Origin of the sequence: uncultured Desulfovibrio sp. (assembly GCF_944324935.1) — a bacterium.
GTDB lineage: Bacteria > Desulfobacterota > Desulfovibrionia > Desulfovibrionales > Desulfovibrionaceae > Desulfovibrio.
This window is the reverse complement of the sequence record NZ_CALUYG010000002.1, coordinates 54,467-79,420: the sequence shown is the minus strand read 5'-3', so window position 1 is coordinate 79,420 and position 24,954 is coordinate 54,467. Positions and strand designations below refer to the sequence as shown.

The following is a 24,954-nucleotide window of genomic DNA, read 5'->3' as shown; positions in this document are numbered from 1 at the left end:
CGTTCCGCGTCCCGCCTAGGCCATGAAGACGTTGCGGTCCTTCACGCGCACGAGGTCGCGCCGCAGCAGTTCTTCGGCGATCTGCACGGCGTTGAGCGCCGCGCCCTTGCGCACGTTGTCGGCCACGACCCACATGTTGAGGCCGTTCTCGATGCTCTCGTCCTCGCGGATACGGCCCACATAGGTCTCGTCGTCGCCGGCGATGTACGCGGGCATGGGGTAGAGCTTCTCGCGCGGATTGTCGAACACCTTGACCCCCGGCGCCTGGGAAAGCAGGATGCGGCATTCCTTGGCGGTCATCTTTTTCACGGTCTCCACGTTGACGGATTCCGCATGGCCGAAGAACACCGGCACGCGCACGCAGGTCGCCGTCACCTTGACCGAGGGATCGTTGAAGATCTTCACGGTCTCGTTGGTCATCTTCATTTCTTCCTTGGTGTAGTCGTTGTCAAGGAAGACATCGATATGCGGCAGCACGTTGAAGGCGATGCGGTAGGGATAGACCTTGCATTCGGGCTCGCGCAGATTGAAGAGGTCGCGGGTCTGGCGCTCCAGCTCCTCAAGGCCCTTCTGCCCGGTGCCGGACACGGCCTGATAGGTGGAGACCACCACGCGCCGGATGCCCACGGCGTCATAAATGGGCTTGAGGGCCACCAGCATCTGGATGGTGGAACAGTTGGGATTGGCGATGATGCCGTTATGCCCCGCCAGCGCATCGGGATTCACCTCGGGTACGACCAGCGGACAGCGGTCGTCCATGCGCCATTGCGAGGAGTTGTCCACCACCACGCAGCCCGCGTGGGCCGCATGGGGGGCAAAAGTCTCGGACGTGCCGCCGCCGGCGGAAAAGATGGCGATGTCGATCCCTTCGAACACATCCTCCCTCAGCTCCTGCACGGTCAGTTCCGTTTCGCCGAAGGGGACCTTGCTGCCCGCCGAGCGCGCCGACGCGAACGCGCGTACTGCCGTGGCCGGGAACTGACGGTCATGCAGGGTCTTCAGCATTTCACGACCCACGGCGCCGGTAGCGCCCACAACAGCCACGGTCAACTTTTTGCTCATGATGTCTCTCCTCACCGAGCGGATATAAGGGCGGCGCACAGCGCGCCTGCCGGAACGTACCATCATATCCGGCAATGCTGCAAAAGGGAAGGGGCTGTCCCCCCCTCCGGCCGCCCCGGCCGCCTGCCGCGCCACGCCCGCGCAGGCGCCTCATGCGGACGGCCGTACGGCGCGGCCCGCGTCAGGACGGTTGACCGGGAGCCGCCATCTTTTTTATAGTGCTTCCCATGTCACAGCAAAGTTCCTGCCTTCTGACGGTGCTTGACCTTGTGCCTTTCGGGCAGACGGGTCAGGACAGCCGTTTTTTTGCCCTGCGCCTCACCCGCCCAGACTGGGACGGCTGGCGTCCGGGACAGTTCGTCATGGTGCGCCCGACATCCTTCGGCCTGGAGATCCCGTGGGCGCGCCCCTTCGGCATCTGTCACATGACGACGCGTCACCTCATCTGCTTCTTTCAGGTGCAGGGCAGAGGCACGCAGCGCATGGCCGCCCTGCGCGAAGGGGACACGGTGCGCGTCTGGGGGCCGCTGGGCAATGGTTTCGCCGTGGAGCCCGAGACGCCCACCCTGCTGCTGGCCGGCGGCATGGGCATCGCGCCCTTCGTGGGCTACGTCAACCAGCATCCCAAACCCTGGAACGTGACCATGCTCTTCGGCCACCGCGAACCGCTGAGCTGCTACCCCGTGGACAGCATCAACGAGCATGTGCCCCTGGACAGCCTGCGCGAGACCGAGCCCGGCGATCTGGACAACCTCATTTTCACCCTTCAGGAGCGCATCCGGGACAATGCCGAACAAAAGGGCCTGGTGCTGGCCTGCGGGCCCCTGCCCTTCCTGAAGACCGTGCGGCGCTTCGCGCTGGAATACGGCGCGCGCTGCCAGCTCTCGCTGGAGAATCGCATGGCCTGCGGCGTGGGGGCCTGCCTTGGCTGCGTGACCCGCACCACGGAGACCTGGCCCGTGCCCGCCAAACGCGGCGGCCTTGTGCAGACCTGCAATCACGGCCCCGTGTTCTGGGCCGATCAGATCGAACTCTAGACGCCGGCCGCCGGCGTCCATCTTCCACTGGGGGGCCGCATGGATCTTTCCGTTACGCTTCGTGGGCGCAGGCATGAGCTGCGCCTGAAAAATCCCGTTATGACCGCCTCCGGGACCTTCGGCTACGGTACGGAGTTCGCGCCTTACGGCGATCTGTCCCGGCTGGGCGGCATGGTGGTCAAGGGGCTTTCCCTGCAGCCGCGCGACGGCAATCCCTGCCCGCGCATCGTGGAGACCACGGCCGGCATGCTCAATGCCGTGGGCCTGCAAAACGACGGCGTGGACAGCTTTTTGCGCGACAAGCTGCCGCGCCTGCCCTGGGAGGAGACGCCCGTGGTGGCCAACCTCTACGCCACCTCCGCCGCCGAATTCGCGGAGCTGGCCGCCCGCCTTGACGCGGCCGAGGGCGTGGCCGCTCTGGAAGTCAACATTTCCTGCCCCAACGTGAAACAGGGCGGCATCCTCTTCGGGCAGGACCCGGCGCAGGCCGCGGCCGTCACCCGCGCCGTGGTGGACGCCGCGCCGCACAAGCCGGTCATCGTCAAGCTCTCGCCCAACGTGACCGACATCGCGGGCATGGCCCGCGCCGTGGCCGATGCCGGGGCGGATATGCTCTCCTGCATCAACACCCTGTCCGGCATGGCCGTGGATGTGGCCCGCCGTGCGCCACGTCTGGCCAACGTCATCGGCGGCCTCTCCGGCCCGGCCATCAAGCCCGTGGCCCTGCGCTGCGTCTGGCAGGTGGCGCAGGCCGTGGACATTCCGGTCATCGGCATCGGCGGCATCACCACGGCCGAGGACATTCTGGAATTCATCCTCGTGGGCGCCTCCGCCGTGCAGATCGGCACGGCCAGCTTCATGCGGCCCGACGCGGCCTTTGCGCTGGCGGACGACCTGCCGGAAGCCTGCCGCCGCCTGAACGTCGACAGTCTGGACGGGCTGCGCGGCGCGCTGGTCACGGGCTAGGGCCCGTAACCGCCATTCGCAGCTTATTGAAGGGATGGGGAAGCCCTCCGCCAGGTGTGTTAAGAAAAATTTATAATAATTTAAATATTAAAAAGATAATATACACTCCGCTTGCCTTTGGGGCGGGGGCGCTTCGCGTTCCAGACGCTTCCCCCAATAAAAGCGCGCTGGGGAAGGAATGGAGGCTTGAGGGGGAGGATGACGAGAACGCCTTTTCCCGCTTTGCTGCGAAAAGGCTGGGTTCTCCCGCGCCGGCGGAGGGGGTCCCCTCCCCCCCAATACACAGGCAACCAGCTCCAGGAGGAATCCGGCATGGCCGTTCCCGTCATTGAACGTGTGACCGATGAAGCCGCTTTGCGGCGTTTTGTCGAGCTTCCGGCAAGGCTGTACCCGGAGGATTCGCTCTGGTCGCCCGGGCTTTTTCGTGACGACATGAAGCTGCTCACCCCCGGCGCGCATCCTTTCTGGGACGACGCCCGGCGCGAGCTCTTCCTTGTGCGGCGGGACGGGGAAGATGTGGGGCGCATTGCGGCCATCGTGGACGAGAAATACAATGCCTACGCGCAGACGCGCTGCGGGGCCTTCGGCTTTTTTGAGTGCCGTGACGACCCCGAGGCCGCCCACGCCCTGCTGGCCGCGGCCCGCGACTGGCTGGCCCGACAGGGCATGAGCCATATGCGCGGGCCGCTCAATCCTTCCACCAACTACACCTGCGGCCTGCTGGTGGACGGCTTCGACCAGCCGCCCGCGCTTATGATGCCCTGGAACCCGCCGTATTATGCCGAACTGCTGGAAAGCTGGCATCTGCGGAAAGAGCAGGATCTCTTTGCCTATCTCATCGAGCGCGAGACGCTGCGCCTGCCGGACTGGCTCTCGACGGAGCTCGACCGCCTCAAGGCCGGGAAGCGCTTCACCTGGCGCACGGCGCGCCGCGCCACCCTTGCCGCGGACATCCGCGCCATGCTGGACATCTACCGCGAGTCCTGGGCCGAGAATTTCGCCTTCACGCCGCTTTCCCCGGCCGAGGCCGAAGAGCTCGTGAAGGAGCTGAAGCGCATCCTCGACCCGGAATATTTCGTCCTTTTCTTCCATGAGGAACAGCCCGTGGCCGGCATGGTGGCCCTGCCCGACCTCGCGCCGCTGTTGCGGCGTCTGCGCGGACGGCTGGGGCTGTCCGCCCTCTGGCACTGGTGGCTCAGCCGGGGCGAGATCCGCGGCAGCTACCGGCTCATGCTCTTCGGCATCCGTCCGGCCTACCGCCTGCTGGGCCTGCCCCTGCTCCTGCTGGACTGCCTGCTGGAAAAGGCCCGCCGCCATCCCGAGTTCCGCCGCCTCGAGGGGTCGTGGGTGCTGGAGGACAATACGGCCATCAATGACCTCATCGAGGATTTTTCCGGGCGCATCACCAAGCGCTACCGCCTCTACCGACGGGAGATCGACGCATGACATCTGAAACGCCCCCTCTGCCGGACATGCAGGCCCTGGGGCATCTGCGCGGCAAGCGTGTCGCCGTGACCGGCGGCACGGGTTTTCTGGGCCGGCATCTGCTGCCGTCGCTCACGGCGGCCGGGGCCGACATCACCTGCCTTGTACGGGCCACCTCCCGCCGGGACGGCCTGCCGGACGGCGTACGGACGGCGCAGGTCGACCTTTCGCGCGGGGACGGCCTTGTGGCGGCCCTGAGAGGGCAGGACATTCTTATACATATGGCGGCCCTGCTCTTCGGCCTGGGCTGGCAGGACTATCTTCGCGCCAACAGCACCGCCGCCCGGCAGCTTGCCGACGCGCTCGCGCGCCTGCGGGGGGAGGGCCAGCCCCTGCCGCGCGTGGTGCTGGTGTCCAGCCTGGCGGCAAGCGGCCCCTGCGCCGTGGCCCCGGGGCGCGGCGACGACAGCCCCGGCGCGCCCGTCTCCGCCTACGGCTGGTCAAAACTGCTGGTGGAGCAGATCCTCGGCCGGGCCGTGGGCGACAGGCTCGTCACTCTGCGCCCACCCATCATCTACGGCTCCGGGGATCGCGGCCTTTTGCCGGTCTTCCGGGGGCTCACGCGCGGCCTGGCCGCCCTGCCCGGCTGGAAGCGGGAATTCCCGGTCTCCGTCGTTCATGCCCGTGATGCCGCACAGGCCCTGCTCCTGCTCTGCCGGGAGGACGCCCGCGGCGTCTACCACGTCAACGACGGCGGCGTCCACAGCATGCGCTCGTTTTACGAGGGCATGGCCCGCGCGCTGGGCCGTCGGGCACATCTCATCCCCGTGCCTGTGCCCGTACTCGGCCTCACCGCCTGCGCGGCCGGCCTCTGGGGCATGGCCTGCCGCCTCGTGCGACCCGGCGGCCGGGCCCCCAACTGGAATCTGGACAAATTCCGCGAAGCCCGCCACGAGGGCTGGCTTTGCGATGGCACTCGCATACAACAGGAACTGGGCTACGTCCCCGCCGTCGGTCTGGCGGAAGGACTGGCCGAGGCCGTGGCCGGGTATCGGGCCGAGGGACTTCTGTGAAAATCACCATCCAGGATCTGTCCAAATCCTTTGGCGGACGGGACATCTTCACCAACTTCTCGCTGGAAGTGGATTCCGGCGTGCGGCTGTGCGTCTGCGGGCCCAACGGCACCGGCAAATCCACCCTCCTCAAGTTGCTTGCCGGGGTGGAGCCTGCCGACGGCGGGCGCGTCATCCTGCCGCGCGGCTGCCGTCTGGGCTATGTGGAGCAGGAACTTTCCGAGCAGGCGCTGGACACCCCCCTGCTGACCTATGTGCTGGACGTGCTGCACGACTGGAGCGACTTCTGGGGCCAGTGGGAGGATGCCGCCGCCGCGGGCGACGAGGCCCGTCTCAACGAGCTCATGCAGCGACAGGCCGAGCTCGAGGCCATCCACGGTTACAACCCCGAACAGCGCGCCAAGACCGTACTCTCCGGCCTGGGCTTCGCCGAACGCAAGTGGCATCGTACCTTGCGCGAACTTTCCGGCGGCTGGCGCGAACGCGCCAAGCTGGCCCGCGTGCTCACCGCCGGGGCCGACGTGCTCCTGCTGGACGAACCCACCAACCACCTCGACGTGGAAGCCGTGGAATGGCTGGAGGACTTCCTCCTCTCCTTCCAGGGCGCGCTGGTCTTCGTGGCGCACGACCGCGTGTTCATGGACAAGGTGGGGACCCATGTGCTCTATCTTGGCCTGTCCCGCCCGGTCTTCCGCAAGGCCACCTATACGCAGTTCCTTTCCCTGCAGGAGGAATACAACGCCCAGCGCGAACGCGAGGCCAGGGCCCTGCAGGACGAGCTGAACCGCAAGATGGCCTTTGTGGAGCGCTTCCGGGCCAAGGCCACCAAGGCCCGGCAGGCCGGTTCCCGCCAGAAGATGGCCAAGAAGCTGGAAAAGGAACTGGAGGACTACCGGCCGGAGCCCAGGCGCAAGGAGCTCCATTTCAGCTGGCCCGAGGCCCCGCACTCGGAAAAGGTCGTCCTTGCCACGGCCGATCTGGCCTTCCATTTCAGCGACGGCAAGCAGATGTGGCCGCCCCTGACCTTCACCCTCTACCGGGGACAGCGCGTGGCGCTGGTGGGGCACAACGGCTGCGGCAAGTCCACCCTGCTCAAGCTGCTCGCCGGCACGCTGGAGCGCTGCGGCGGCAACATCGTCACCGGGACTCAGGTGCGTCTGGGCTATTACACCCAGCACCAGATGGACACCCTGCGCCCGGACACCACCGTACTGGGCGAGATCCGCCGTCTTTCCGACCCGCGCACCACGGAAGAGGAGCTGATGAGCGTGCTGGGCCTCTTCCTGCTGGGGCAGGAGTATTTCGACCTACAGGTCAGCGCCCTTTCCGGCGGCGAAAAAAGCCGCCTCGTGCTGGCCAGCCTCTTCCTCAAGCGCTGCAATTTCCTGCTGCTGGACGAGCCCACCAACCACCTCGATCTGGAGAGCCGCGAAGCGCTGGCCGACGCCCTGCAACGCTTCGACGGCACGCTGCTCATGGTGGCCCATGACCGCTGGCTGCTCTCGGAAGTGGGGGCCGAGGCCTGGGCGCTGGACGACAAGGGGATCACCGTTTACCCCGACTTTGCCGCCTATGACGCGGCGCGTCGTGCCGCTCTCGAGGCGGCCCGGCCCGCGGGCAAGGCCGCGCCCGCCGCCACGGCCTCCGGCACGGCCGCCGCCCCGACGACCGATACGGCCCGTGCCGGCCTTTCCCGTGACGAGCTGAAGAGGCTCAAGCGCGAGGAGGCCGAACGCCGCAACGCCCTCCACAAGAAGCTCAAGCCCTTGCAGCAGCGCTACGCCGTTCTTGAAAACGAGCTTGCCGCCCGCATGGACGAACAGGCCGAAGTGGAGCAGCTCCTTGCCGATCCCGAGGTCTACGCCGATGCCGCCCGCTCCACCGAGCTGCTCAAGCGCTTCAACGACCTCAAGGACACGGTGGACCGCCTCATGGACGAGATGGCCGCCGTGGAAGAGCAGATCGCGGAGATCGAGGCCGCCCACAGGGGCGAGGACGCATGAGCGCCCTGCGCGGCATCGATGTGGCGGCGGGCGTCATCTGGCAGGACGGACGCTTCCTTGCCGCCCAGCGCCCGCCGGACAAGCCCCATGCCGGTTTCTGGGAATTCCCCGGCGGCAAGCTGGAGCCCGGCGAGGATGCCGCGCGGGCCCTGGCCCGCGAACTGGCCGAGGAGCTGGACATCCGCGTACGCACGGCCTCCTTCTGGCGCTGCGCCGAACACGATTACCCCGAACGCGGCCTCCATGTGCGCTTGCACTTCTTCCATGTGACCGCCTTTGACGGCCGACCTTCCAGCCGGGAGGGACAGGCCCTGTGCTGGGTCCTCCCGGAAGAGGCCGCCTCCCTGCCCTTCCTGCCCGCCGATGCGGCCATCGTCGCCGCGCTGGCCGACGGGGACGGCGGGAGGGGATGATGTCGCCGGAAGCGGGAAGACGGGGTCTTCTTTGTGTCAACTTTCGTTTGACAATCTGCCCCTGTCGCCCAGCCAGCCCGGCTTCCCGTCAGACAGGCGGCCGGGATCGCCCTCCTCCGGCATGGCGTCCCCCGGCAATGCGCCGGGGCCCGCCGGGACCCGCAGGGCGAACGGCGGGCCGCTGCCCCTGTCCCGATCTTTCCCGGCCGTTCAGACATCCTTGCCGCTTTTGCGGCGCAGCCAGTCCACATAGGCGGGGAAATGCCGCTTGAGCAGGGCCAGGGCATTGTCCTCGGCCAGCAGATAGCGCCGGCGCGTCACCTTGCCCGTGCCCACCCAGTGCTTCAGGTAGTCCGCCACCGGGAAATGCCGGGCGTGCAGCCCGTGGGCGTACATGGCGCGGAACCACTCCACCCCGATATCCAGACAGACGGGCCCGCACTGCCGGTAGGCCCCGGGCGGCAGGGCCGGACCCAGCGGCAGGGTCAGGGGCCGGGTGCGCTCCAGATCCAGCAGGCAGGCCCACTCGTTGATGCGGCACTCCGGCAGGGGCCAGGGCTGCCGGTCAAAAATGCCCGCAAAGCCTTCGGGGTACGGCCGCACGAAGACGCCCCGCTCCCCGGCCAGCGCGTAGAGCGCGCACAACTGCGCGTAATCCGGGCGGAAGTCCTCCTGCCGGCCCGGGCCGCAGGGCGGCAGATCGAACAGATCCCGCATGAGTTCGGGGCGTGAGGCCGGGCAATTCCAGCACTGGCCCAGATGCCCGATGGCAAAGGCCTCGCCGCGCGCGGCCAGCATGGCCCCCAAGATGTCGCGCTGTACGAAAACGTCGTTGTGCATGAGGAAGAGCAGACGCGCTTCGCTGTGCTCGAAGGCGTACTGATAGCGGATGCCGTAGCGATAGGCGGGATCATGCAGACGCCGGACATCGGCGGCGTTGAGGTCGAGCCAGTAGTCCGGCTGGAAGACGCGGCAGCGCTCCGGTCCCAGCTGTTCGGTCAGCCAGGCGGCCACCAGATAGGGGCTGACCGCGTCATGCTCCGAGCCGTAGGGCTCGAACTGCAAGTACACGACGCCCACATGCGGCCCGCTGGCCCGCAGCAGGGACAACAGGGAAAGGGCGGTCTGGTAGGGCTTGGCAAAAATGTTGACGGCCACATCCACGCGGGCGGCACTCTCGGCTGACGGCACGGCATCCTCGCTTTTTTCCTGCTTGTAGCGGCTTGGGGCGAACGACACAAGCCCCCCCGCCGCTTCCGCGCCTCCGCCGTCCCGCGCCCCTCCCGGGCCGTCCCGTCCTGGTGCGCCCTGGTGCGCCGTCCAGCCCAGCCGGACGCGCCTTGACGCGCCTTGCCGCCGGACGCTATATTCCGCCCACATGCACGGGACGTACAAGGAGGGGTCATGATTTCGCCGCAAACCATTTTCGTCAATTCCAACGGCCTGCATGAAGGCACTGTCGTGGTGGATAACGACTACTTCGACCTCGCGGGCATGATCCACGGTGACGTGTACCTGAAAAACGACTCCACCTTCATCGTGCGCGGCATGGTGGTCGGCAATGTGCATGTGGATGCCACGTCCCGCATGTTCGTGGCCGGGACCGTCAAGGGGACCATCTACAACAAGGGCGATGTGGAGATTGCCGGCGTGCTGGACGGCGAGATGATGAACATCGTTTCCTCAGGCACGCCGTCCCAGCCGGACGAGGGATAGTCCCGCCGCGCCGCCGGCCTGAAGGCGGCACGCAAAAAAGCGTCCGCTCTCGCGGACGCTTTTTGTTTCCCGGCACAGCATCCGCCCCGCTTGCCGGGCCGCGTGCCCGGCGCGGGCTGGCGCTAGCGCTTGATCTCTCCCACCAGCTTTTCCAGGGCGGCGGACTGGCTGGCCAGCGCCTCGACCGCCCGGGCCGATTCCTGCATGGCCGTTGCCGTGCTGCCGGCGATGCCGTTCACTTCCGCGATGGAGCGGTTGATCTCCTCGCTGGTGGACGACTGTTCTTCGGCGGCGGTGGCGATGGCGCGCACCTGATCCGCGGTGGCGTCCGCCATCCGTACGATCTCCTTGAGGGCGTCGCCCGACTGATTGACCAGCAACGTGGCCTCGTCGATGGCCTTGGCGGCAATGTCCACCTGCGCGATGCTTTTTTCCGTGCTGGTCTGGATGTCCACGATGGCTTTGTCCACTTCGGCCGTGGAGGCCATCGTCTTTTCGGCCAGCTTGCGCACTTCGTCCGCCACCACGGCAAAACCGCGTCCGGCCTCTCCGGCGCGGGCGGCCTCGATGGCCGCATTGAGCGCCAGCAGATTGGTCTGATCCGCAATGTCGGAGATGACGCTCATTATCTGGGTGATGGCCTGGGCGCTCTTGTCCAGCAGCCCCATGTCCGTCTTGAGCGTCAGCGCCTGCTGCCGGACGAGCTCGATGCCGTCGATGGCCTTTTGCACAATATTCTCGCCGTCCTCGGCCTTGTTGCGTGTCGCGGAGGAGGCCTCCGAAGCCTGACCGGCATTCCTGGCCACTTCGAGCACCGTGGAATTCATCTCCTCCATGGCCGTGGCGGTCTCGGTCGCCCGGGTCGCCTGCTGCGCGGCCCCCTGCTCGGATTGCGCGACATACGCCGACAGCTGCCTGACCGCATCGGAAAGCGTCCTGGCCATGCCCTCAAGCTGATCGGCCGTGGCAAAGATGCGGGCTTTCTGTTCCTCCACGTCCTGGATGTCCACCAGCGAGCCGCAGGCCCGTACGGCCTTGCCGACGCTGTTCCGCGTCACGCCCCCCGTGGCCCGAAACCAGTGATAGTCGCCATCACGCATACGCAGACGGTAGGCGACGTCGTAGCGATCGGTCTTCCCTTCCAGGGCCGCGCCAAAGACGGCAAAGGTATTGGCCTTGTCGTCGGGATGCAGCCGGTCGGTCCAGGAGCTGACCACATCGGGGAATTCCTCCACGCTGCCGAAGCCCAGCAGACGACGGAATTCCGCCGACCAGGTCCAGCGGCTCCGGGGCGACAGGGGGTCGCCGTCTTCCGCCAGCACCACATCCCAGAGGCCCACGCCGGCCGCCGTGCTCCAGAGGTTCAGGATCTCTTCGCGCTGGTGGCTCTCATGGATGTCCACCAGCGAGCCGCAGGCCCGCACGGCCTTCCCGGCAGTGTCCCGCTGCACGCCGCCCGTGGCCCGGAACCAGCGGTAGGAACCATCGCGCAGACGCAGGCGGTACACGACGTCGTAACGGTCGGTCTTGCCGGCCAGCGCATCCCCGAAGACCGCAAAGGTTCGGGCCTTGTCGTCAGGGTGCAGACGGTCGCTCCAGGAGCCGACCACATCGGGGAATTCCGCGGCACTGCCAAAGCCAAGCAGGCGACGGAACTCCGCCGACCAGGTCCAGCGGCTCCGGGGCGACAGAGGATCGCCGTTGCACAGTTCCACATCCCAGAGCCCGACGCCCGCCGATGAACTCCACAGGTTCACCAGCCGGGCGTTATGCCGCATCTTTTGCAAGAAATTCATGTGAGCCATCCTGTCTCTCAAAAAACATGGTCGCGCTTTCCGGCAGACCGGAGAACGGCGGACACGGCGGAGGACCGACCGCCGGACGGCAGCCTTCCTGGCTGCCGGTCATTCTGTTTATCGTACGGCCTGCGAGAGTCATTAGCTCTCAAACGCTGAATAAATCGACTTAGACTTGCGACGCGTACACAACAAAGGGGGCTTTCGCCCCCAGCGTGCGGATGCCTGGCCCGGTCGTCCCGGGCCGGCGTCCGGTGGATCTGCTTGCGGCGTCCGCTCCCGGATCTCCCAGAGGCTCACCCAGTACCTGTCACCACCATTTGCCGTTTGTCTGGTGGGAAGGGCCCCCGCCGGCGCGGGAGCGGGTTTCCCGTCCCCCACGCCCTCCAGTCCCATGCCCGGCGCGCTTTTATCAGGCGGGCGTCAGGGCTGCGAGGCAAGCCCGCCCAAGAGGCACACGGAGCGCGTATGGCTTGTTTATTGCAAGAGTCCCTGGAAGTTCACCTTGCGCGCGGCGTCCAGCGTCTTGCCGAAATCGTCCTCGGTATGGGCGAAGGAGACCATGCCGGTCTCAAAGCCCGAAGGCGCCAGAGAGATGCCCTGCGCCCGCATCTGCTTGTAGAAGGCGGTGAAGAGCTTCTGATCGCATCTCTGCGCGTCCGCAAAGTTGCGTACCGGCGTTTCGCTGAAATACGGGCAGAACATGGAGGCGATGGTCGGCATCTGGATGGGTACGCCCTTGGCGGCCAGGATGGCGGCCAGCTCCCCGGCGAAGGCCGCGGTGCGGGCCTCCAGCGCGGCATAGTCCTGCCGGCGCAGTTCGCGCAGGGTGGCCATGCCCGCGGCCATGGCCAGCGGATTGCCGGAAAGGGTCCCGGCCTGGTAGACCTCGCCGCGCGGCGCCACATGTTCCATAATGGTCCGGCGTCCGCCGAAGGCCCCCACCGGCAGGCCGCCGCCGATGATCTTGCCGAAGGTGGTCAGATCCGCCTCGATGCCAAAACGGGCCTGCGCGCCGCCGAAGGCCAGACGGAACCCGGTGATGACCTCGTCGAAGATGAGCAGACTGCCGTGGGCGCTGGTCAGCTCGCGCAGGCCTTCCAGAAAGCCCGGCAGCGGCAGCACGAGGCCCATGTTGGCCGCCACCGGCTCCACGATGACCGCCGCGATGTCCTTGCCGTGCGCGGCGAACAGCTCGCGGACGGCCGCCAGATCATTGTAGGGGGCCAGCAGAGTGTCGCCCACCACGGCGGCGGGCACGCCGGGCGTACCGGGGATGGAGAAGGTCGCCACGCCGGAGCCTGCCGCGGCCAGGAAGGGATCGGCATGCCCGTGGTAGCAGCCGATGAACTTGACCACCTTGTCCCGTCCGGTCACGCCGCGCGCCAGCCGCAGGGCGCTCATGGTGGCCTCGGTGCCGGAGTTGACCATGCGCACCATCTCCAGTGAGGGCATGTCGGCCACCACCTCCTCAGCCAGGATGACTTCGTCCGGGCAGGGCGCGCCGTAGCTCGTGCCGCGTCCCGCGGCTTCGCGCACGGCGGCGGTCACGGCGGGATGATCATGCCCGAGGATCATGGGCCCCCACGAGAGCACGAAGTCCACATACTCGTTGCCGTCCACATCGCGGATATGGCAGCCGTGGGCCTCGGCGATGAAGAGCGGCAGGCTGTCCACGTTGTGGCAGGCGCGCACCGGGCTGTTGACCCCGCCGGGGATGACGGCGCAGGCCCGTTCGAAAAGCTGGCTGGAGGTGCTGTTGTCCATTGTGGCTCCTTAAAAATAGGTCATGGAGATTTTTTTCAATTCCTTGAGGCTCCGCAACACGGCATACGGGCCGAGGGGAGCTGCGGCGGCCAGTTCCCGTACCACGGCGAGGCATTCCTCCTCGCTGCGGCCGTGGATCATGGTGTAGAAGGTGTAGGGCCAGTCCTGCGCCGGGCTGGGCCGGTAGTAGGAGTGGGAGATGTGCGGGTTCTGGGCGGCCAGTTTGCCGCAGGTGTCCACCTTGTCGGCATCCACCTGCCAGGCCACCATGGCATTATGGGTCCAGCCGGTCTTCTGGTGCTTGATGCTCGCGCCGAACCGGCGGATGGCCCCGGACTCCCGCAGTTCCCGCAGCAGGGCAAGAACCTCTTCCTCGCTGCTGCCGGTCTGGGCGGCCATATCGGCATAGGGGGTGAGGCTGTCGGGAAGATCGGCCTGCGCGATGCGCAGGATGGCGCGTTCGGTGTCGCTGAAGCTGCGGCTCATGCTTGCCTCCCTCATGGGCGTCGCCCGTGAGGGGGGAGCCTGCGGCTCCCCCTCTCCAGACGCGAAACGCCGCGCCGGTCGTCATGCTCCGGCGCGGCCGTCAAGAGTTCGTCCTCTCCCGCCGGACTAGCGGCTGAAGGAGCGGGTAAAGAGATCCTGGATGGCCTGCCGTCCGTTGGCCTCCAGGAAGCGCGTGCCGGTGGCGGCAAAATGCGCGTGGCTCACGACGGGATCGGTCACCTGCGCCCAGGCGTCCTTTTCCCAGACGAACCACGCATCCCTGGGCTGGTCGAACACCAGCAGCGGCTTGTTGCAGATCTTGGCGAATTCCGCTCCCCAGCCGGTACCGCCCTTGACGGTGTCGTCCGGCTGGATGGCGCCCACCACGATGATCTGGCTGCCGCTGCTCACCTGCCAGCAGATGGACTGCAAGACTTTGCGGAACAGGGGCGCGCGGGTATATTCACGGTTCATCAGCTTGGAAACATAGGTCAGGCTCACATCCTTGAGGGCCAGCTCCTCGCTGGTCAGCACGCGCACGCCGCGCTTGCGTTCCATCTGATGGCCTTCAAAGCTGTAGTTGACTTCTTCGATACCCCAGCTTTCGGCCAGCGCCCCGAAAAACTGCTCGGTTCCGGCAGCGCCGCCGCTGTACAGCACACATTGTTTGGGATCGAGCATATTGCCTCCTGCTGTTAGAATCCCTTGCGGGCGATGATGTCTCCCCATCATGGCAGAAAAGCGCCCTGACGGCAAGGCATCGTCGCCGCGCGCCCCGGCCTCCGCGCTCAGCGGCCGTAGGTCACGGTCAGGCTGGCGCTGCCGAGCACCGTGCCGCAGCGGGAGAATCCGGCCATGGCGGGCAGGGTCTGCGGCGTCACGCCGATGTCGGCCGTCTCCAGGGCATGGATCGTCACGATATAGCGGTGCGCCTTGTCACCGGGCGAGGGGCAGACGCCGCCGTAGCCGGGCGTGCCGAAGTCGGTGACGGATTCCGCCGCGCCGGCGGCACAGGCAAGCGGAAAACGTGCAGTCAATTTCATAGTATATCACTCTGTTTAGAATGATTGAAAAACCCCGAAGCCAGGCTTCGGGGCGGTCCTTACGCCTTAGTAGCGGGGCGGACGGGGAGCGCGGGGTTTGGCTTCGTTGACGCGAAGCGTACGACCGCCGAAGTTCTGGTTATCCAGCGCTTCGATGGCGGCCTCAGCGGCGGCGTCATCCATTTCCACAAAGCCGAAGCCGCGGGCGCGGCCGGTTTCGCGGTCGTTGACAAGCTTCACGGAATGCACGTCGCCGTATTCGGCAAAGAGGTCACGCACCTGTTCTTCGGTGGACGACCAGGGAAGATTCCCCACATAGATGGACTTGGACATGAAAAAACACCCTCTCAAAAAAACAGTCTTGCCGCGCTCTCTCCCATAATACCCATTATCGGTACGCGGCCGTTGATATGACAAAAGCATGCTTTCTGTGCCTTGTCAACGCACAAGACGAAAAACGCTGCGCGCAAAGGTGCTTGCGGAAAAATTTCGGCAGCATTCTTGAAAAATAGCAAAAAGGATGCCGGCTTGTTACTTTGTGAAATGTCGATTTTCCGGCTGGATGAGGCAAAAAAATGATTGAGTGCTCAAGCGGTACAGACGGAAGGAAGCGGCCGCGGGCGCTCCCGCGGAGCGGGTCGGACACCGCAGCAAGAATATTTTTTCGGCGTGGGACACAGGAACCCCGCCGCCCTTGAGGCAGAGACGGCAGCAAAAAAGACAGGGACGGATCAGGGGGGCGACGGCCAGCCCGGCGATCGCAAGGATATGGCGCGCCCATAGCGGCGCGGGACGCCGGGCCAGGGGCGGCGCGGCGGAGGCGGTCCTAGCCGCCAGCCTCCGACGGTGCGGGGACCCAGTCCGGCGCCAGATCCTCAAAGGCCGTGTAGGGGGAGACGTACATGAGCTCGGCAACGCCCACCGGCCCGTTGCGCTGTTTGCCGATGATGATCTCCGCCACGCCCCTGGGCGGGCGCTCGGCCGGTTTGGCATAGCGGTACACGTCATCCCGGTAGACGAACAGGATGACGTCGGCATCCTGCTCGATGGCGCCCGATTCACGCAGATCCGAGAGCATGGGCCGCTTGTCGCTGCGCTCTTCCACCTTGCGGTTGAGCTGGGAGAGAGCCACCACGGGCACGTCCATCTCCTTGGCCAGGCCCTTGAGGGAGCGCGAGATTTCCGAGATCTCCAGCTCGCGCGAGTCCACCCGCCGGCCGGCCCGCATGAGCTGCAGGTAATCCACCACCACCAGGCCGAGCCCCTTCTCGCTCTTCAGCCGGCGCGCGCGGGAGCGCAGCTCCAGCGTGGAGAGGGCGGGCGTGTCGTCGATGTAGATGGGGGCCGCGGAGATGGTGTCCGCCGCCTGGGACAGGTGGGCCCACTCGGCATCGGTCAGCAGCGCCGGACGCCGCATCTTGGACACGTCCACCTTGCCCTGCACGGCAAGCATGCGCTGCACGAGCTGTTCCTTGCTCATCTCCAGCGAAAAGACGGCCACGGGGATGTTCTGGCGGATGGCGGCATGCAGGGCCATGCACATGGCAAAGGCCGTCTTGCCCATGCTGGGCCGGGCCGCCACGATGATGAGGTCGGACTTTTGCAGCCCCGCCGTCAGCTTGTCCAGACGCGTATAGCCGGTGGTGACGCCGGTGATGAGATCCTGTGTGCCGGCCATGCGGGACAGATCGTCGAACACCCGGGCCACCAGTTCGGCCGCGTCCGAAAAATCCCGGCCCGTGGTGCGCTGGGAGATGGCGAAGACCGCCTGCTCCGATTCGTCCAGCAGGCTGCTCACATCCCGCGAGGCGTCGTAGCAATTGCCGATGATGCCGGAACAGGCCGTGATCAGATTGCGCTGCAGGGCCTTGTCCCGCACGATGCCGGCATAGTATTCGGCATTGGCCCCCGATACCACGGCCTGGGCCAGCTCGCCGAGGTAGACGGCCCCGCCCGCCTCTTCCAGCGTCCCGCGAGAGCGAAGCTGCTCGGCCAGGGTCACGAGGTCGATGGGAGCATTTTTGCGGTAGAGATCAAGGATGGCGGCAAAGATGGCCGCATGCGCGGGAAGGTAGAAATCCTCGGCGGAGAGGATGTCCACGATGATATGCAGGGCGTCGGGCCGCATGAGCACGCCGCTGAGCACGGCCTGTTCCGCCTCGGCGCTGTGCGGCGGCACGCGGCGCAGCAGGTCCGCTTCGGCGTTGCGGCCGCCGCTCCCTCTGCCGGAAAAGGAACCGCCGCCCCCGGCTCGGGAGCCGGAGGCGGCGCTCATGTCGGATGATGTGGCCATATGCCCTTATTCGGCGGCGGCTTCAGCGCTTTCCTCAGCCGGCGCGGCTTCCGCTTCGGCGGGCTCTTCCGGCCTGTCGGAGATGACCTTCACCGGCACGGTGGCGATGATGCTGGCATGCAGACGCACGCGCACCGGATGCTCGCCAAGGCTGCGGATGGGGGCGTCCAGCAGGATACGGCGACGGTCCACTTCCACCCCCAGGGCGGCGAGCGCATCGCCGATGATGGTGGAGGTGACGGAGCCGTACAGCTTGTCGTTCTCGCCCACATGCATGGGGATGACCACGTCCAGGGCTTCGAGGCGTTCGCAGATGGACTGCGCGTCGGCGCGCAGGGCGTCCATGCGTTCCTGGAGCTTCTTGCGTTCCAGCTCGAACACCTTGAGGTTGGCTTCGGAGGCCACCATGGCAAGTCCCTGCGGCAGCAGGAAGTTACGACCGTAGCCGGGGCGCACGTTCACCACGTCGCCAAGATTGCCGAGATTTTCCACATCGGCGCGAAGGATCAGTTTCATGTGCGCCTCCTTAGATCATGCTCTTTTTCTTGACGCCGGAATCATGGGTGGCCGTGTAGATGAGCAGGGCCATCTGGCGGGCGCGCTTGATTTCGGTGGTCAGCAGACGCTGATGATGCGCGCAGGTGCCGGTGATGCGGCGGGCGATGATCTTGCCGCGCTCGGTGATGAAATCACGCAGCACGTCGGGGCGCTTGTAGTTCAGGGGCAGTTCCTTGTCCGCGCAGAAGCGGCAGAACTTGCGACGCGGGGCGAATTTTTTCTTGAAAGCCATTACGCGACCTCCACTTCGTCAGCCAGCTTGACGGTCACGAACTTGAAGATGCCGTCGGTAATGCGAATGTTGCGCTCAAGTTCCGCGACGAGCTGGGCCGGGGCATTGTACACAAGACGCACATAGTAGCCGCGCATCTGCTTGCGCACCGGATAGGCCAGATCGCGCATGCCCCAGTGATCCACTTCTTCCATGACGCCTTTTTCACGTTCCACCACACCAGTAAGGGCGGCAAGGATGCCCTCGCGGTTCTCGGCGGAAAGCTCCGGCGAAAGGAGGAGCAGGGTTTCAAATTTCCGCATGATTATCTCCTTTTGGACTGATCAGCCCGTGCCCTTCCGGCACGAGCAAGGAACGGGAATGATTACCTTGATCCCCGTCTTCTGTCAAGCTGTTTTCGCCGGCGGGCGGGGGGATGCGTCGCGCTCCGGGCAGCCCCTACAGCAGGCGCACGCCGTCCTCTTCCACGAGGACGGTATACTCCCAGCGCACGCCGCCCCATTGCGGGTAGTAGAGGCCCGGCTCCACCGTCACCACCATGCCGGGCTTGAGGGGCTCCTCCCGCTGCGGCGAGAGGGAGGGGGCCTCGTGCGTCTCCAGCCCCACCCCGTGTCCGAGCCCGTGGGTGAAGGCCTCCGCCGTCCCCGCCTTCTCAAAGATCGCGCGGGCCGCGGCGTAGACGTCGCACATGCGTACGCCGGGACGCATCATGTCCAGCGCGGCCTGTTGCGCCGCCTGCACGAGCTCCAGCGTCCGCGTGAAGTCCGCGTGCGGCTTGTCGCCCACCCAGAAGGTCCGCGTCTGATCGGAGCAGTAATCGTCCACCCGGCAGCCCACATCCACGAGGACGGGGCAGTTTTCCGTCACGCGGGTCTCGCCGGGGATGGCGTGCGGCAGAGCGGCATTGGGCCCCACGGCCACGATACCGGCAAAGGCCTGTTCCGACGCGCCGTTTTCCCGAAAAAAGCGCTCCACGAGCCAGGCCAGCTCCCGTTCGCTGCGCCCGGGCCGCAATTCTTCCTCAAGCCAGCGCAACAATCTATGGTTCAGGGCAAAGGAGCGCTCAAGGGCCGCGATCTCGGCGCCGTCCTTGATGAGGCGCAGTTCCTCCACCAGCCCGTCCGCCCCTTCCAGGGTGAACGCGCCGCCTGCCCGCCGCCTCAGCGCACGGGCAAAGTCAAGGCTCACCGCGCGGGCCTCCAGCCCGACCCGCCCGCCGCAGCGCCGCAGCAGGCCGGCCAGCTCGCCCGCCGAGTCATGGCCGTAGATGAGGATGCGCTCCGCGTCCCACAGCCGGGCGGCGGCGTCCTTGTAACGGGCATCGGTGGCCAGCCAGTCGCGGCCGTCGGCGCAGATGATGAGACGCCCGGCGCTTTCGTCGCACTGGGGATCGTGGAGCTCGAAGCCGGAAAGATAATAGCGGTTGGGGGCCCGGCTCACCAGCAGGGCATCCAGCCCCCGTTGCCGCAACAACGCCCGCAGGCGCTCCCGCCGGCCGGCAAAGACGTCATGTGTCATGGACATATCCTCGAAAATGCGTTTGCGGACGGCAGGCATGCCGGAGGCTCCGGCGCGTTGCGCCTGCCGGGAAGGATGCTACGCCATGACCGGCGCAAAGGCCAGCCTTGCGCCCCCCGGCCGCCCCGGACGGCGCGCAACGGCCCGTGCGGCCCCGGGAGGCCTCCCCCACAGAGAGCGATAGCGATAACTACTTGAAATAAAAGGGAAGCAACGCTTGACAGACGCGATCATCTGAGGCATACTGCCCGCCACGTAGGAGGAGTGATACCCGTAAAGGCAAACCCCGTCTGCCGGTCCCCGACCGCAGACCGAGTGGGCCGCGTACATGCGGCCTGCGCCACCCCGTCAGGGCGGTGCACCTGTACTTCAGCAAAGGAGACCCCATGAAATTGATGCGCAGGCTTGCCATCTGTGCGGCTGCCGTGGCCTGTCTCGGCCTCGTCGCACCGCTGGCCGTTCATGCGAAAGAGACGGCCCCCGCCAGGAGCAAGGCCGAATCCCGCAAGGCAAAACGGAAAAAATCCCCCGCCGCCGAGAAAAAAGCCCAACACGCCGATGCCAACCGCGACGTCTGGCTGGAGCGTGCCCGCAAATCCGACTTCCTGCTTGGCAAGGCTTCCTACTACAGCTCCAAATTTCACAACAAGAAGACGGCCAGCGGCATCGGCTACGATATGTACACCTTCACGGCGGCACATCGTACCCTGCCCATCGGTACCGTGGTGCGCGTCACCGACGAGCAATCGGGCAAGAGCGTCATGGTATGCGTGACCGACCGCGGCCCCTTCACGCGCGGACGCATCATCGACCTGTCCTACGCGGCGGCCGACAAGATCGACATGCGCCGCCGCGGCGTCGGCAATGTACGGCTTGAGGTCGTGAGCGATGCCGACGGCACCCCCCTCTCCACGGATGAAGCCTATTATGTACGGTTCCGCAGCCTGGACAAGGCGGAGACCGTGGGCCCCTTCCGGGCCTTTGCCGATGCCGCCGCCATGCATGAAGCCATGCGGCAGGCACATCCCGATGCGGAAGTGATCCTGGAAAAAGCCGAATAAGACGGCGCATACGGGCTATCCGGGCTGCCCCTGAGCGGGGCGGCCCTTTTTTTCGGCCCGCACCGCGGCGACTGCCGCCGCTGGCCTTTCTCCACGCCTTGGGCTAGACTCCCGCCGGACAGCCGGCTGCCGGCTGCTTCTCCCCTTCCTGCTGCCGAGGAGTCCTGATGAACGAACTTGTACGCGTGGAAAATGTCAGTCTGCCCCTCCCCGGCGAGCCGGGAGCATGGGCCCTGCGGCATATCGTCTGGTCCATCGAGCGGGGGGCGCACTGCGCCCTCATGGGCGACAACGGCGCCGGCAAGTCCACGCTGCTCCGCCTGCTGCACGGCCAGTGCTGGCCAACGGAGGGGCGCGTGCTCTGGAATGGCCCGGACGGCCCGGAGGACGCCCCGCTTGCCGGGCGGGCCATCAGCGCGCTGGTCTCCCCGGCCCAGCAGGAGAATTATCAGCGCCAGGGCTGGTACATCAGCGGCCGCGAGCTGCTGCTCACCGGCTTTGACGATACCCCCCTCCTCTACAGCACCACCGCCGACGAACGACAGCGGGACGCCGAGGCGCTGGCCCGCCGCCTGGACGCCCTCCCCCTGCTGGACAGCTCTGTGCCGGAGATGTCACAGGGACAGTTGCGCCTGCTGCTGCTGGCCCGGGCGCTGGTGCGCCGCCCCGCCCTCCTGCTGCTGGACGAATGCGCGGACGGCCTCGACGACCGCCACAGGGAACTGTTCTTTGCCGAACTGGACAGGGCCCGGGAGCACAGCACCATCATTATGAGCACGCACCGGCCCGAACAGCTCCCCGTCTGGTGTCGTCATGTACGCTGGGTCGCGGCCGGGCGTCTCCTGCCCGAAGGGCAGACGCCGCCGGCGGAAAGCGAACGGCCGCAACCGGCCGCCGCAAGCCCGCGGCCCCGGGCGGCCGGGAGCGGCATGCCGCTGCTGGATGTCCGCAACGCCACGGTCTTCATCGACCGGAAGGAAGTGCTGCACGCCATCACCTGGCAATTGCGGCAGGGCGAACACTGGCGCATCGTGGGGGCCAACGGCTCGGGGAAATCCACCTTCCTGCGCATGCTGGCCGGGGATGAATTCGTGGCCGACGGCGGCAGCCTGCGACGCCACCTTCCCGGACAGGGCGGCAGCACGGCCATTCTGCAGGAAATCCGCAAGGGCGTACGGCTGGTCAGCGATCTTTCGCAGGCGCAGTACGGCTACAGTCTGACCGCGCTGGAGCTGGTCTGTTCCGGCTGGGACAATACCGTGGGCAACTACCGCGAATACAGCGAGGAGGAGATGGCGCAGGCCCGCGCCGTCATGGCCCGCCTGGACTGCATCACCCTGGCGGAAAAATCCATCCGCAGCCTCTCCACCGGCCAGCTCCGCCGCCTTTTCCTTGCCCGCTCCCTGCTGGGCGGCCCCGACATCCTCCTGCTGGACGAACCCTGCTCCGGGCTCGACGAGGGCAGCCGCCGCCAGTACCTTGCCCTGCTGGACAAGCTGGCGGCCGAGGGACTGCATCTGGTCTTCGTCTCCCATCTGCCCGCGGACGGCCCCTCCTGCCTCAACCGCACCGCTCTCATGGAGGACGGCCGCCTGCGGGTGATCGACGACGGCCTCACGGCCTGAGGCCGCCCCGCCGGGGCATGCCCCTACTTGTCCTCCGGCGTCCGCTCGTAGGGATTGGACAGCTCTCGCGGCGCGGCCTGCCGCTTGCCGAAGCGGGCCCGCAGCAGCTCGATGATCACCGGCAGCACGGAAATAACGACGATGGCGTAGACGATGATGCCGAAATTCTCCCGCACCCAGGGCAGATTGCCCAGGAAATAGCCTGCCGAGACGAGGCTCCCCACCCAGAGGCAGCAGCCGAGGACATTGAAGGAAAAGAACTGCCGCGGACACATGAGGGCGATGCCCGCCACAAAGGGCGCGAAGGTGCGCACGATGGGCACGAACCGCGCCAGCACGATGGCCTTGCCGCCGTGCCGCTCGTAAAAGGCATGGGCCGTGAGCAGGTGCTCTTTCTTGATGAAGCGGGAATCCCGCGAAAAGATAGCCGGGCCCACATGCCGCCCGATGGCATAGTTCACGGCATCGCCGCAAACGCCTGCGACCAGCAGCACGCCCAGCACCTCCAGATAGCCCATATGTCCCGTGCCGGCCACCACGCCGGAGGCGAACAGCAGAGAGTCGCCCGGCAGAAAGGGCGTCACCACAAGACCGGTCTCGCAGAAGACGATGAGAAAAAGGATGACGTAGATCCACAGACCGTAGTCGGCCACCAGTTCAAAAAGATGGTCGTCGATATGCAGGATGAAATCCACCAGGAAGGAGAACAGTTCCATTATGACCTCGCGCAAGAACATCACGGGCGCTGCCGCCCGTCATGCTCTTGTACCCCAAGGCCGCTTGTGGCACAACAGGGGACATTCCGCCGTCGAGGTCCTCCATCCATGCAGCATCGCCCGTCGTTTTTCCTTCGCCGCCCCACCGGCGCATTCCTTCTCCGCGTCATCCTGCCCGCCGTGCTGCTCTGCTGGACGCTGCTCGCCGCCCTGCCGCCCGTCACGGCCCGCGCGGAGGAGACCTACCGCGTGGGGCTGCGCACCCTGGGCTTCTGGCTGCCGGATGACGGCGTGCGCCTGGACGTGAACGTCTGGTATCCCACGAACTGGACCCCGCGGGAGCTGCGCTTCCCGCCCTGGCGGGTGGAAGCCGCCCTCAACGGCGAGGCCGTGGCCGGACGCTTCCCGCTCATCGTGCTTTCCCACCCCTCGGCCGGGACCCGCTTCTCCTACCATGATACCGCCGCCTGGCTGGCCGAGCACGGCTTCGTGGTGGCCGCGCCCACCCATGCCCAGGACTGCATGCGCAATATGGATGCGCTGCACACCTGGCAGCAGTTCGCGGGCCGCCTGAAGGAGATCCGCACCCTTATCGACCTGCTGCTGCGCCATGAAAAACTCGGCAAGAGCATCGACCCGCAGCGTATCGGCGTCCTGGGCTTCGGCTCTGGCGGGACAACAGGACTGCTGCTGGGCGGCGCGCTGCCCGACTGCGAACGCCTGGACGTCTACTGTGCCGCCGCCACGCCGCAGGATCCCTATTGCAATGTCTGGGCACGCCGGCAGATGGACAAGCTCTGCAACAAACTGCCGCTCACCGTCAGCCCGGCGGATACGCGCATCAAGGTGGTGGCCGCCGTCAATCCCACCCACCTCATGCTGTTCGACAAAGGCCTGCGCTGGTGTTATCCGCGCCTGCTGCTGGTCAGCGCCGCGCAGGACGACGACAGCGACAGCCGGCTGACCGAGGAACTGGCCCGTCGCCTTGGCCGGCGGGCCCGCTTCCTGCGTCTGCCGGACGCGGACGCGTGGGCTCTGCCCGCGCCATGTCCTCCCTCGCTGGCCGAGGAACTGCCCGAACTCTGCCTGAGCATCACTCCCCAGGAGCGCCAGCGTCAACAGGGACTGCTGCGCCAGGAACTGCTCTCCTTCTTCCTGCACTGGCTCGGCAGCAGCGAAAATATCCCGGTCATCCCCGCGCCCCCGGACCTGACGCCTCCGCCGGCCCCGCCCGCCCCCGTGCCGGAAAAACCCGCCGGCACGGAACGGCGCAAACGACGCTGAGCACCCGCGGCAGCGGCCCCGCCCGCTCTTGACAAGGCAGGGGCGAACGGCTACAGCCCCTTGACAGGGCAGACCTTTTGCCCGCATCCTCCCGCTGTTTCGCAGATGAACGACGCTCTACAGACGCTCTCCGCCAAGGACACATGATGCCGCGTTTCCTGTCCCTTCTCTGGGCGGCCCTGCTCCTGCTGCCGCCCCTTCGGCTCGCCGCCGCGGCTGCCGCGGACGGCTGGCAGGTCATGCCCGAAGGAGCCCGGCCCACCTATATCGGCATCCACGGCGGCACCGTGCCGGTGAGCCTGCTGGTCAGCCCGGACGGCAGCTCCTTGGTAAGCTTCGTGGGGCGCACCGGCAACGACTTTCTGGAGATCCTCCACCGCAGCGACGTCCGCATGCCCTCCCTGCTCAACAACGCCACGGGCAAGGTGTCCAGCGGCCACCCGGCGACCACGGTGCTGCTGGCCGGCCATGACGACCGCCGCATCATGGTTTTCTACATCATCGGCGACGGCGTCACCCGTACGGCCTTCCCCATGAGCGAGCTGGAGCCCTTCGGGCTTTCCCGCAAGCCGCTCTCCGTGGAAGGGAGCGTCAGCCTGCCCGCCCAGCGCAACGCCAGTCACCCTCACCGCCTGAATCTGGATACCGACTACCTGCAACCGCGCCGCGCCGGCAGTTAGGGCCTGCCAACACCATTCGTTGACAGCTTGGGGGGACGGTGGATCCCTCGCGCTGCTGTCGATGCCTGCAAGGCTCCTTCCTCGCCTAGCGGGCACGGCCTACGACCGCCCGTCGGGTCGCTGCCGGCGCTGGAGGGGGCCCCTTCCCCCAAGCCCCCATCCCTTTCCCAGCGCGCTTTTACCGGGGAAGCATCGGGGAC

At 66.5% G+C, this 24,954-nt stretch carries 25 protein-coding genes; 11 read left to right on the top strand and 14 right to left on the bottom strand.

From position 1 onward, the window contains the following. Positions 1 to 15: 15 nt before the first annotated feature. Entirely contained in the window at positions 16 to 1,062 is a 1,047-nt protein-coding gene (locus Q0J54_RS01075) for an aspartate-semialdehyde dehydrogenase (protein ID WP_296303437.1), read from the bottom strand. A gap of 227 nt (positions 1,063 to 1,289) precedes the next feature. On the opposite strand from Q0J54_RS01075, the gene Q0J54_RS01070 reads away from it, so the two are divergent. From Q0J54_RS01070 to Q0J54_RS01045, 6 genes are all read left to right on the top strand, one after another. After that, positions 1,290 to 2,099 carry a dihydroorotate dehydrogenase electron transfer subunit gene (locus Q0J54_RS01070; protein WP_296303436.1) on the top strand — a complete coding sequence of 270 codons (810 nt, stop codon included), beginning with the start codon at positions 1,290 to 1,292 and terminating at the stop codon, positions 2,097 to 2,099. A 39-nt stretch (positions 2,100 to 2,138) separates the two neighbouring features. After that, the gene (locus Q0J54_RS01065) at positions 2,139 to 3,065 is read left to right on the top strand and encodes a dihydroorotate dehydrogenase (protein WP_296303435.1); all 927 of its coding nucleotides are present in this window, start codon (positions 2,139 to 2,141) and stop codon (positions 3,063 to 3,065) included. A 312-nt stretch (positions 3,066 to 3,377) separates the two neighbouring features. Continuing rightward, positions 3,378 to 4,511, top strand: a complete 1,134-nt coding sequence (locus Q0J54_RS01060) for a hypothetical protein (RefSeq protein ID WP_296303434.1) — start codon at positions 3,378 to 3,380, stop codon at positions 4,509 to 4,511. Then, on the top strand, positions 4,508 to 5,563 hold the full coding sequence (locus Q0J54_RS01055) for an NAD(P)-dependent oxidoreductase (RefSeq protein WP_296303433.1): 1,056 nt from the start codon (positions 4,508 to 4,510) through the stop codon (positions 5,561 to 5,563). The genes Q0J54_RS01060 and Q0J54_RS01055 overlap by 4 nt, the downstream gene beginning before the upstream one ends. Beyond that, complete coding sequence (locus tag Q0J54_RS01050) at positions 5,560 to 7,566, top strand: ABC-F family ATP-binding cassette domain-containing protein (RefSeq protein ID WP_296303432.1); 2,007 nt, start codon at positions 5,560 to 5,562, stop codon at positions 7,564 to 7,566. The genes Q0J54_RS01055 and Q0J54_RS01050 overlap by 4 nt, the downstream gene beginning before the upstream one ends. Continuing rightward, a complete protein-coding gene (locus tag Q0J54_RS01045) occupies positions 7,563 to 7,979 on the top strand; it encodes a (deoxy)nucleoside triphosphate pyrophosphohydrolase (protein WP_296303431.1) in 417 nt (138 codons plus the stop codon). The genes Q0J54_RS01050 and Q0J54_RS01045 overlap by 4 nt, the downstream gene beginning before the upstream one ends. Positions 7,980 to 8,189: 210 nt before the next feature. On the opposite strand, the gene Q0J54_RS01040 is transcribed toward Q0J54_RS01045, so the two are convergent. After that, a complete protein-coding gene (locus Q0J54_RS01040; RefSeq protein ID WP_296303430.1) occupies positions 8,190 to 9,218 on the bottom strand; it encodes a hypothetical protein in 1,029 nt (342 codons plus the stop codon). 165 nt (positions 9,219 to 9,383) lie between these two features. Between Q0J54_RS01040 and Q0J54_RS01035 the strand changes: the two genes are divergently transcribed. After that, positions 9,384 to 9,695 carry a hypothetical protein gene (locus Q0J54_RS01035; protein WP_296303429.1) on the top strand — a complete coding sequence of 104 codons (312 nt, stop codon included), beginning with the start codon at positions 9,384 to 9,386 and terminating at the stop codon, positions 9,693 to 9,695. A gap of 122 nt (positions 9,696 to 9,817) precedes the next feature. Here the strand turns inward: Q0J54_RS01035 and Q0J54_RS01030 are convergent, their stop codons facing one another. The 11 genes from Q0J54_RS01030 to Q0J54_RS00980 form a co-directional block, all read right to left on the bottom strand. Then, the gene (locus Q0J54_RS01030) at positions 9,818 to 11,491 is read right to left on the bottom strand and encodes a PAS domain-containing methyl-accepting chemotaxis protein (protein WP_296303428.1); all 1,674 of its coding nucleotides are present in this window, start codon (positions 11,489 to 11,491) and stop codon (positions 9,818 to 9,820) included. A gap of 477 nt (positions 11,492 to 11,968) precedes the next feature. Continuing rightward, entirely contained in the window at positions 11,969 to 13,258 is a 1,290-nt protein-coding gene (gene hemL / locus Q0J54_RS01025; protein WP_296303427.1) for a glutamate-1-semialdehyde 2,1-aminomutase, read from the bottom strand. A gap of 9 nt (positions 13,259 to 13,267) precedes the next feature. Beyond that, entirely contained in the window at positions 13,268 to 13,744 is a 477-nt protein-coding gene (locus Q0J54_RS01020; protein ID WP_296303426.1) for a siroheme decarboxylase subunit beta, read from the bottom strand. A gap of 126 nt (positions 13,745 to 13,870) precedes the next feature. Beyond that, positions 13,871 to 14,425, bottom strand: a complete 555-nt coding sequence (locus Q0J54_RS01015; protein WP_296303425.1) for a hypothetical protein — start codon at positions 14,423 to 14,425, stop codon at positions 13,871 to 13,873. A 107-nt stretch (positions 14,426 to 14,532) separates the two neighbouring features. Further along, on the bottom strand, positions 14,533 to 14,787 hold the full coding sequence (locus tag Q0J54_RS01010) for a hypothetical protein (RefSeq protein WP_296303424.1): 255 nt from the start codon (positions 14,785 to 14,787) through the stop codon (positions 14,533 to 14,535). Between the two features lie 66 nt (positions 14,788 to 14,853). Beyond that, positions 14,854 to 15,120 (bottom strand): RNA-binding protein, encoded by a 267-nt coding sequence (locus Q0J54_RS01005; protein ID WP_296303423.1) that lies wholly within the window; start codon positions 15,118 to 15,120, stop codon positions 14,854 to 14,856. A gap of 493 nt (positions 15,121 to 15,613) precedes the next feature. Further along, positions 15,614 to 17,080: a replicative DNA helicase gene (gene dnaB / locus Q0J54_RS01000; protein ID WP_296303422.1), complete on the bottom strand. Its 1,467-nt coding sequence runs from the start codon at positions 17,078 to 17,080 to the stop codon at positions 15,614 to 15,616. 6 nt (positions 17,081 to 17,086) lie between these two features. Further along, positions 17,087 to 17,596, bottom strand: a complete 510-nt coding sequence (gene rplI / locus Q0J54_RS00995) for a 50S ribosomal protein L9 (RefSeq protein ID WP_296303421.1) — start codon at positions 17,594 to 17,596, stop codon at positions 17,087 to 17,089. Between the two features lie 10 nt (positions 17,597 to 17,606). After that, entirely contained in the window at positions 17,607 to 17,870 is a 264-nt protein-coding gene (gene rpsR / locus Q0J54_RS00990) for a 30S ribosomal protein S18 (RefSeq protein ID WP_296303420.1), read from the bottom strand. Next, a complete protein-coding gene (gene rpsF, locus Q0J54_RS00985; protein ID WP_296303419.1) occupies positions 17,870 to 18,172 on the bottom strand; it encodes a 30S ribosomal protein S6 in 303 nt (100 codons plus the stop codon). The genes rpsR and rpsF overlap by 1 nt, the downstream gene beginning before the upstream one ends. A 136-nt stretch (positions 18,173 to 18,308) precedes the next feature. After that, the gene (locus Q0J54_RS00980) at positions 18,309 to 19,388 is read right to left on the bottom strand and encodes a Xaa-Pro peptidase family protein (protein WP_296303418.1); all 1,080 of its coding nucleotides are present in this window, start codon (positions 19,386 to 19,388) and stop codon (positions 18,309 to 18,311) included. Positions 19,389 to 19,774: 386 nt separating this feature from the next. Here Q0J54_RS00980 and Q0J54_RS00975 point away from each other — a divergent pair, with 386 nt between their 5' ends. Together Q0J54_RS00975 and Q0J54_RS00970 are read left to right on the top strand one after the other, a co-directional pair. After that, the gene (locus tag Q0J54_RS00975; protein ID WP_296303417.1) at positions 19,775 to 20,449 is read left to right on the top strand and encodes a septal ring lytic transglycosylase RlpA family protein; all 675 of its coding nucleotides are present in this window, start codon (positions 19,775 to 19,777) and stop codon (positions 20,447 to 20,449) included. 167 nt (positions 20,450 to 20,616) lie between these two features. Next, complete coding sequence (locus tag Q0J54_RS00970; protein WP_296303416.1) at positions 20,617 to 22,074, top strand: ATP-binding cassette domain-containing protein; 1,458 nt, start codon at positions 20,617 to 20,619, stop codon at positions 22,072 to 22,074. 23 nt (positions 22,075 to 22,097) lie between these two features. On the opposite strand, the gene Q0J54_RS00965 is transcribed toward Q0J54_RS00970, so the two are convergent. Beyond that, complete coding sequence (locus tag Q0J54_RS00965) at positions 22,098 to 22,790, bottom strand: DedA family protein (RefSeq protein ID WP_296303415.1); 693 nt, start codon at positions 22,788 to 22,790, stop codon at positions 22,098 to 22,100. A 108-nt stretch (positions 22,791 to 22,898) separates the two neighbouring features. Here Q0J54_RS00965 and Q0J54_RS00960 point away from each other — a divergent pair, with 108 nt between their 5' ends. Both Q0J54_RS00960 and Q0J54_RS00955 read left to right on the top strand, forming a co-directional pair. Continuing rightward, a complete protein-coding gene (locus tag Q0J54_RS00960) occupies positions 22,899 to 24,074 on the top strand; it encodes a dienelactone hydrolase family protein (RefSeq protein WP_296303414.1) in 1,176 nt (391 codons plus the stop codon). A gap of 146 nt (positions 24,075 to 24,220) precedes the next feature. Further along, the gene (locus tag Q0J54_RS00955) at positions 24,221 to 24,754 is read left to right on the top strand and encodes a hypothetical protein (RefSeq protein WP_296303413.1); all 534 of its coding nucleotides are present in this window, start codon (positions 24,221 to 24,223) and stop codon (positions 24,752 to 24,754) included. Positions 24,755 to 24,954: the final 200 nt, after the last annotated feature.

Coding starts and splice junctions, on each gene's coding strand:
- Q0J54_RS01075 (WP_296303437.1), bottom strand. CDS start 1,062: ATGAGCAAAAAGTTGACCGTGGCTGTTGTGGGCGCTACCGGCGCCGTG.
- Q0J54_RS01070 (WP_296303436.1), top strand. CDS start 1,290: ATGTCACAGCAAAGTTCCTGCCTTCTGACGGTGCTTGACCTTGTGCCT.
- Q0J54_RS01065 (WP_296303435.1), top strand. CDS start 2,139: ATGGATCTTTCCGTTACGCTTCGTGGGCGCAGGCATGAGCTGCGCCTG.
- Q0J54_RS01060 (WP_296303434.1), top strand. CDS start 3,378: ATGGCCGTTCCCGTCATTGAACGTGTGACCGATGAAGCCGCTTTGCGG.
- Q0J54_RS01055 (WP_296303433.1), top strand. CDS start 4,508: ATGACATCTGAAACGCCCCCTCTGCCGGACATGCAGGCCCTGGGGCAT.
- Q0J54_RS01045 (WP_296303431.1), top strand. CDS start 7,563: ATGAGCGCCCTGCGCGGCATCGATGTGGCGGCGGGCGTCATCTGGCAG.
- Q0J54_RS01035 (WP_296303429.1), top strand. CDS start 9,384: ATGATTTCGCCGCAAACCATTTTCGTCAATTCCAACGGCCTGCATGAA.
- Q0J54_RS01030 (WP_296303428.1), bottom strand. CDS start 11,491: ATGAATTTCTTGCAAAAGATGCGGCATAACGCCCGGCTGGTGAACCTG.
- hemL (WP_296303427.1), bottom strand. CDS start 13,258: ATGGACAACAGCACCTCCAGCCAGCTTTTCGAACGGGCCTGCGCCGTC.
- Q0J54_RS01020 (WP_296303426.1), bottom strand. CDS start 13,744: ATGAGCCGCAGCTTCAGCGACACCGAACGCGCCATCCTGCGCATCGCG.
- Q0J54_RS01015 (WP_296303425.1), bottom strand. CDS start 14,425: ATGCTCGATCCCAAACAATGTGTGCTGTACAGCGGCGGCGCTGCCGGA.
- Q0J54_RS01010 (WP_296303424.1), bottom strand. CDS start 14,787: ATGAAATTGACTGCACGTTTTCCGCTTGCCTGTGCCGCCGGCGCGGCG.
- Q0J54_RS01005 (WP_296303423.1), bottom strand. CDS start 15,120: ATGTCCAAGTCCATCTATGTGGGGAATCTTCCCTGGTCGTCCACCGAA.
- dnaB (WP_296303422.1), bottom strand. CDS start 17,080: ATGGCCACATCATCCGACATGAGCGCCGCCTCCGGCTCCCGAGCCGGG.
- rplI (WP_296303421.1), bottom strand. CDS start 17,596: ATGAAACTGATCCTTCGCGCCGATGTGGAAAATCTCGGCAATCTTGGC.
- rpsR (WP_296303420.1), bottom strand. CDS start 17,870: ATGGCTTTCAAGAAAAAATTCGCCCCGCGTCGCAAGTTCTGCCGCTTC.
- rpsF (WP_296303419.1), bottom strand. CDS start 18,172: ATGCGGAAATTTGAAACCCTGCTCCTCCTTTCGCCGGAGCTTTCCGCC.
- Q0J54_RS00980 (WP_296303418.1), bottom strand. CDS start 19,388: ATGACACATGACGTCTTTGCCGGCCGGCGGGAGCGCCTGCGGGCGTTG.
- Q0J54_RS00975 (WP_296303417.1), top strand. CDS start 19,775: ATGAAATTGATGCGCAGGCTTGCCATCTGTGCGGCTGCCGTGGCCTGT.
- Q0J54_RS00970 (WP_296303416.1), top strand. CDS start 20,617: ATGAACGAACTTGTACGCGTGGAAAATGTCAGTCTGCCCCTCCCCGGC.
- Q0J54_RS00965 (WP_296303415.1), bottom strand. CDS start 22,790: ATGGAACTGTTCTCCTTCCTGGTGGATTTCATCCTGCATATCGACGAC.
- Q0J54_RS00960 (WP_296303414.1), top strand. CDS start 22,899: ATGCAGCATCGCCCGTCGTTTTTCCTTCGCCGCCCCACCGGCGCATTC.
- Q0J54_RS00955 (WP_296303413.1), top strand. CDS start 24,221: ATGCCGCGTTTCCTGTCCCTTCTCTGGGCGGCCCTGCTCCTGCTGCCG.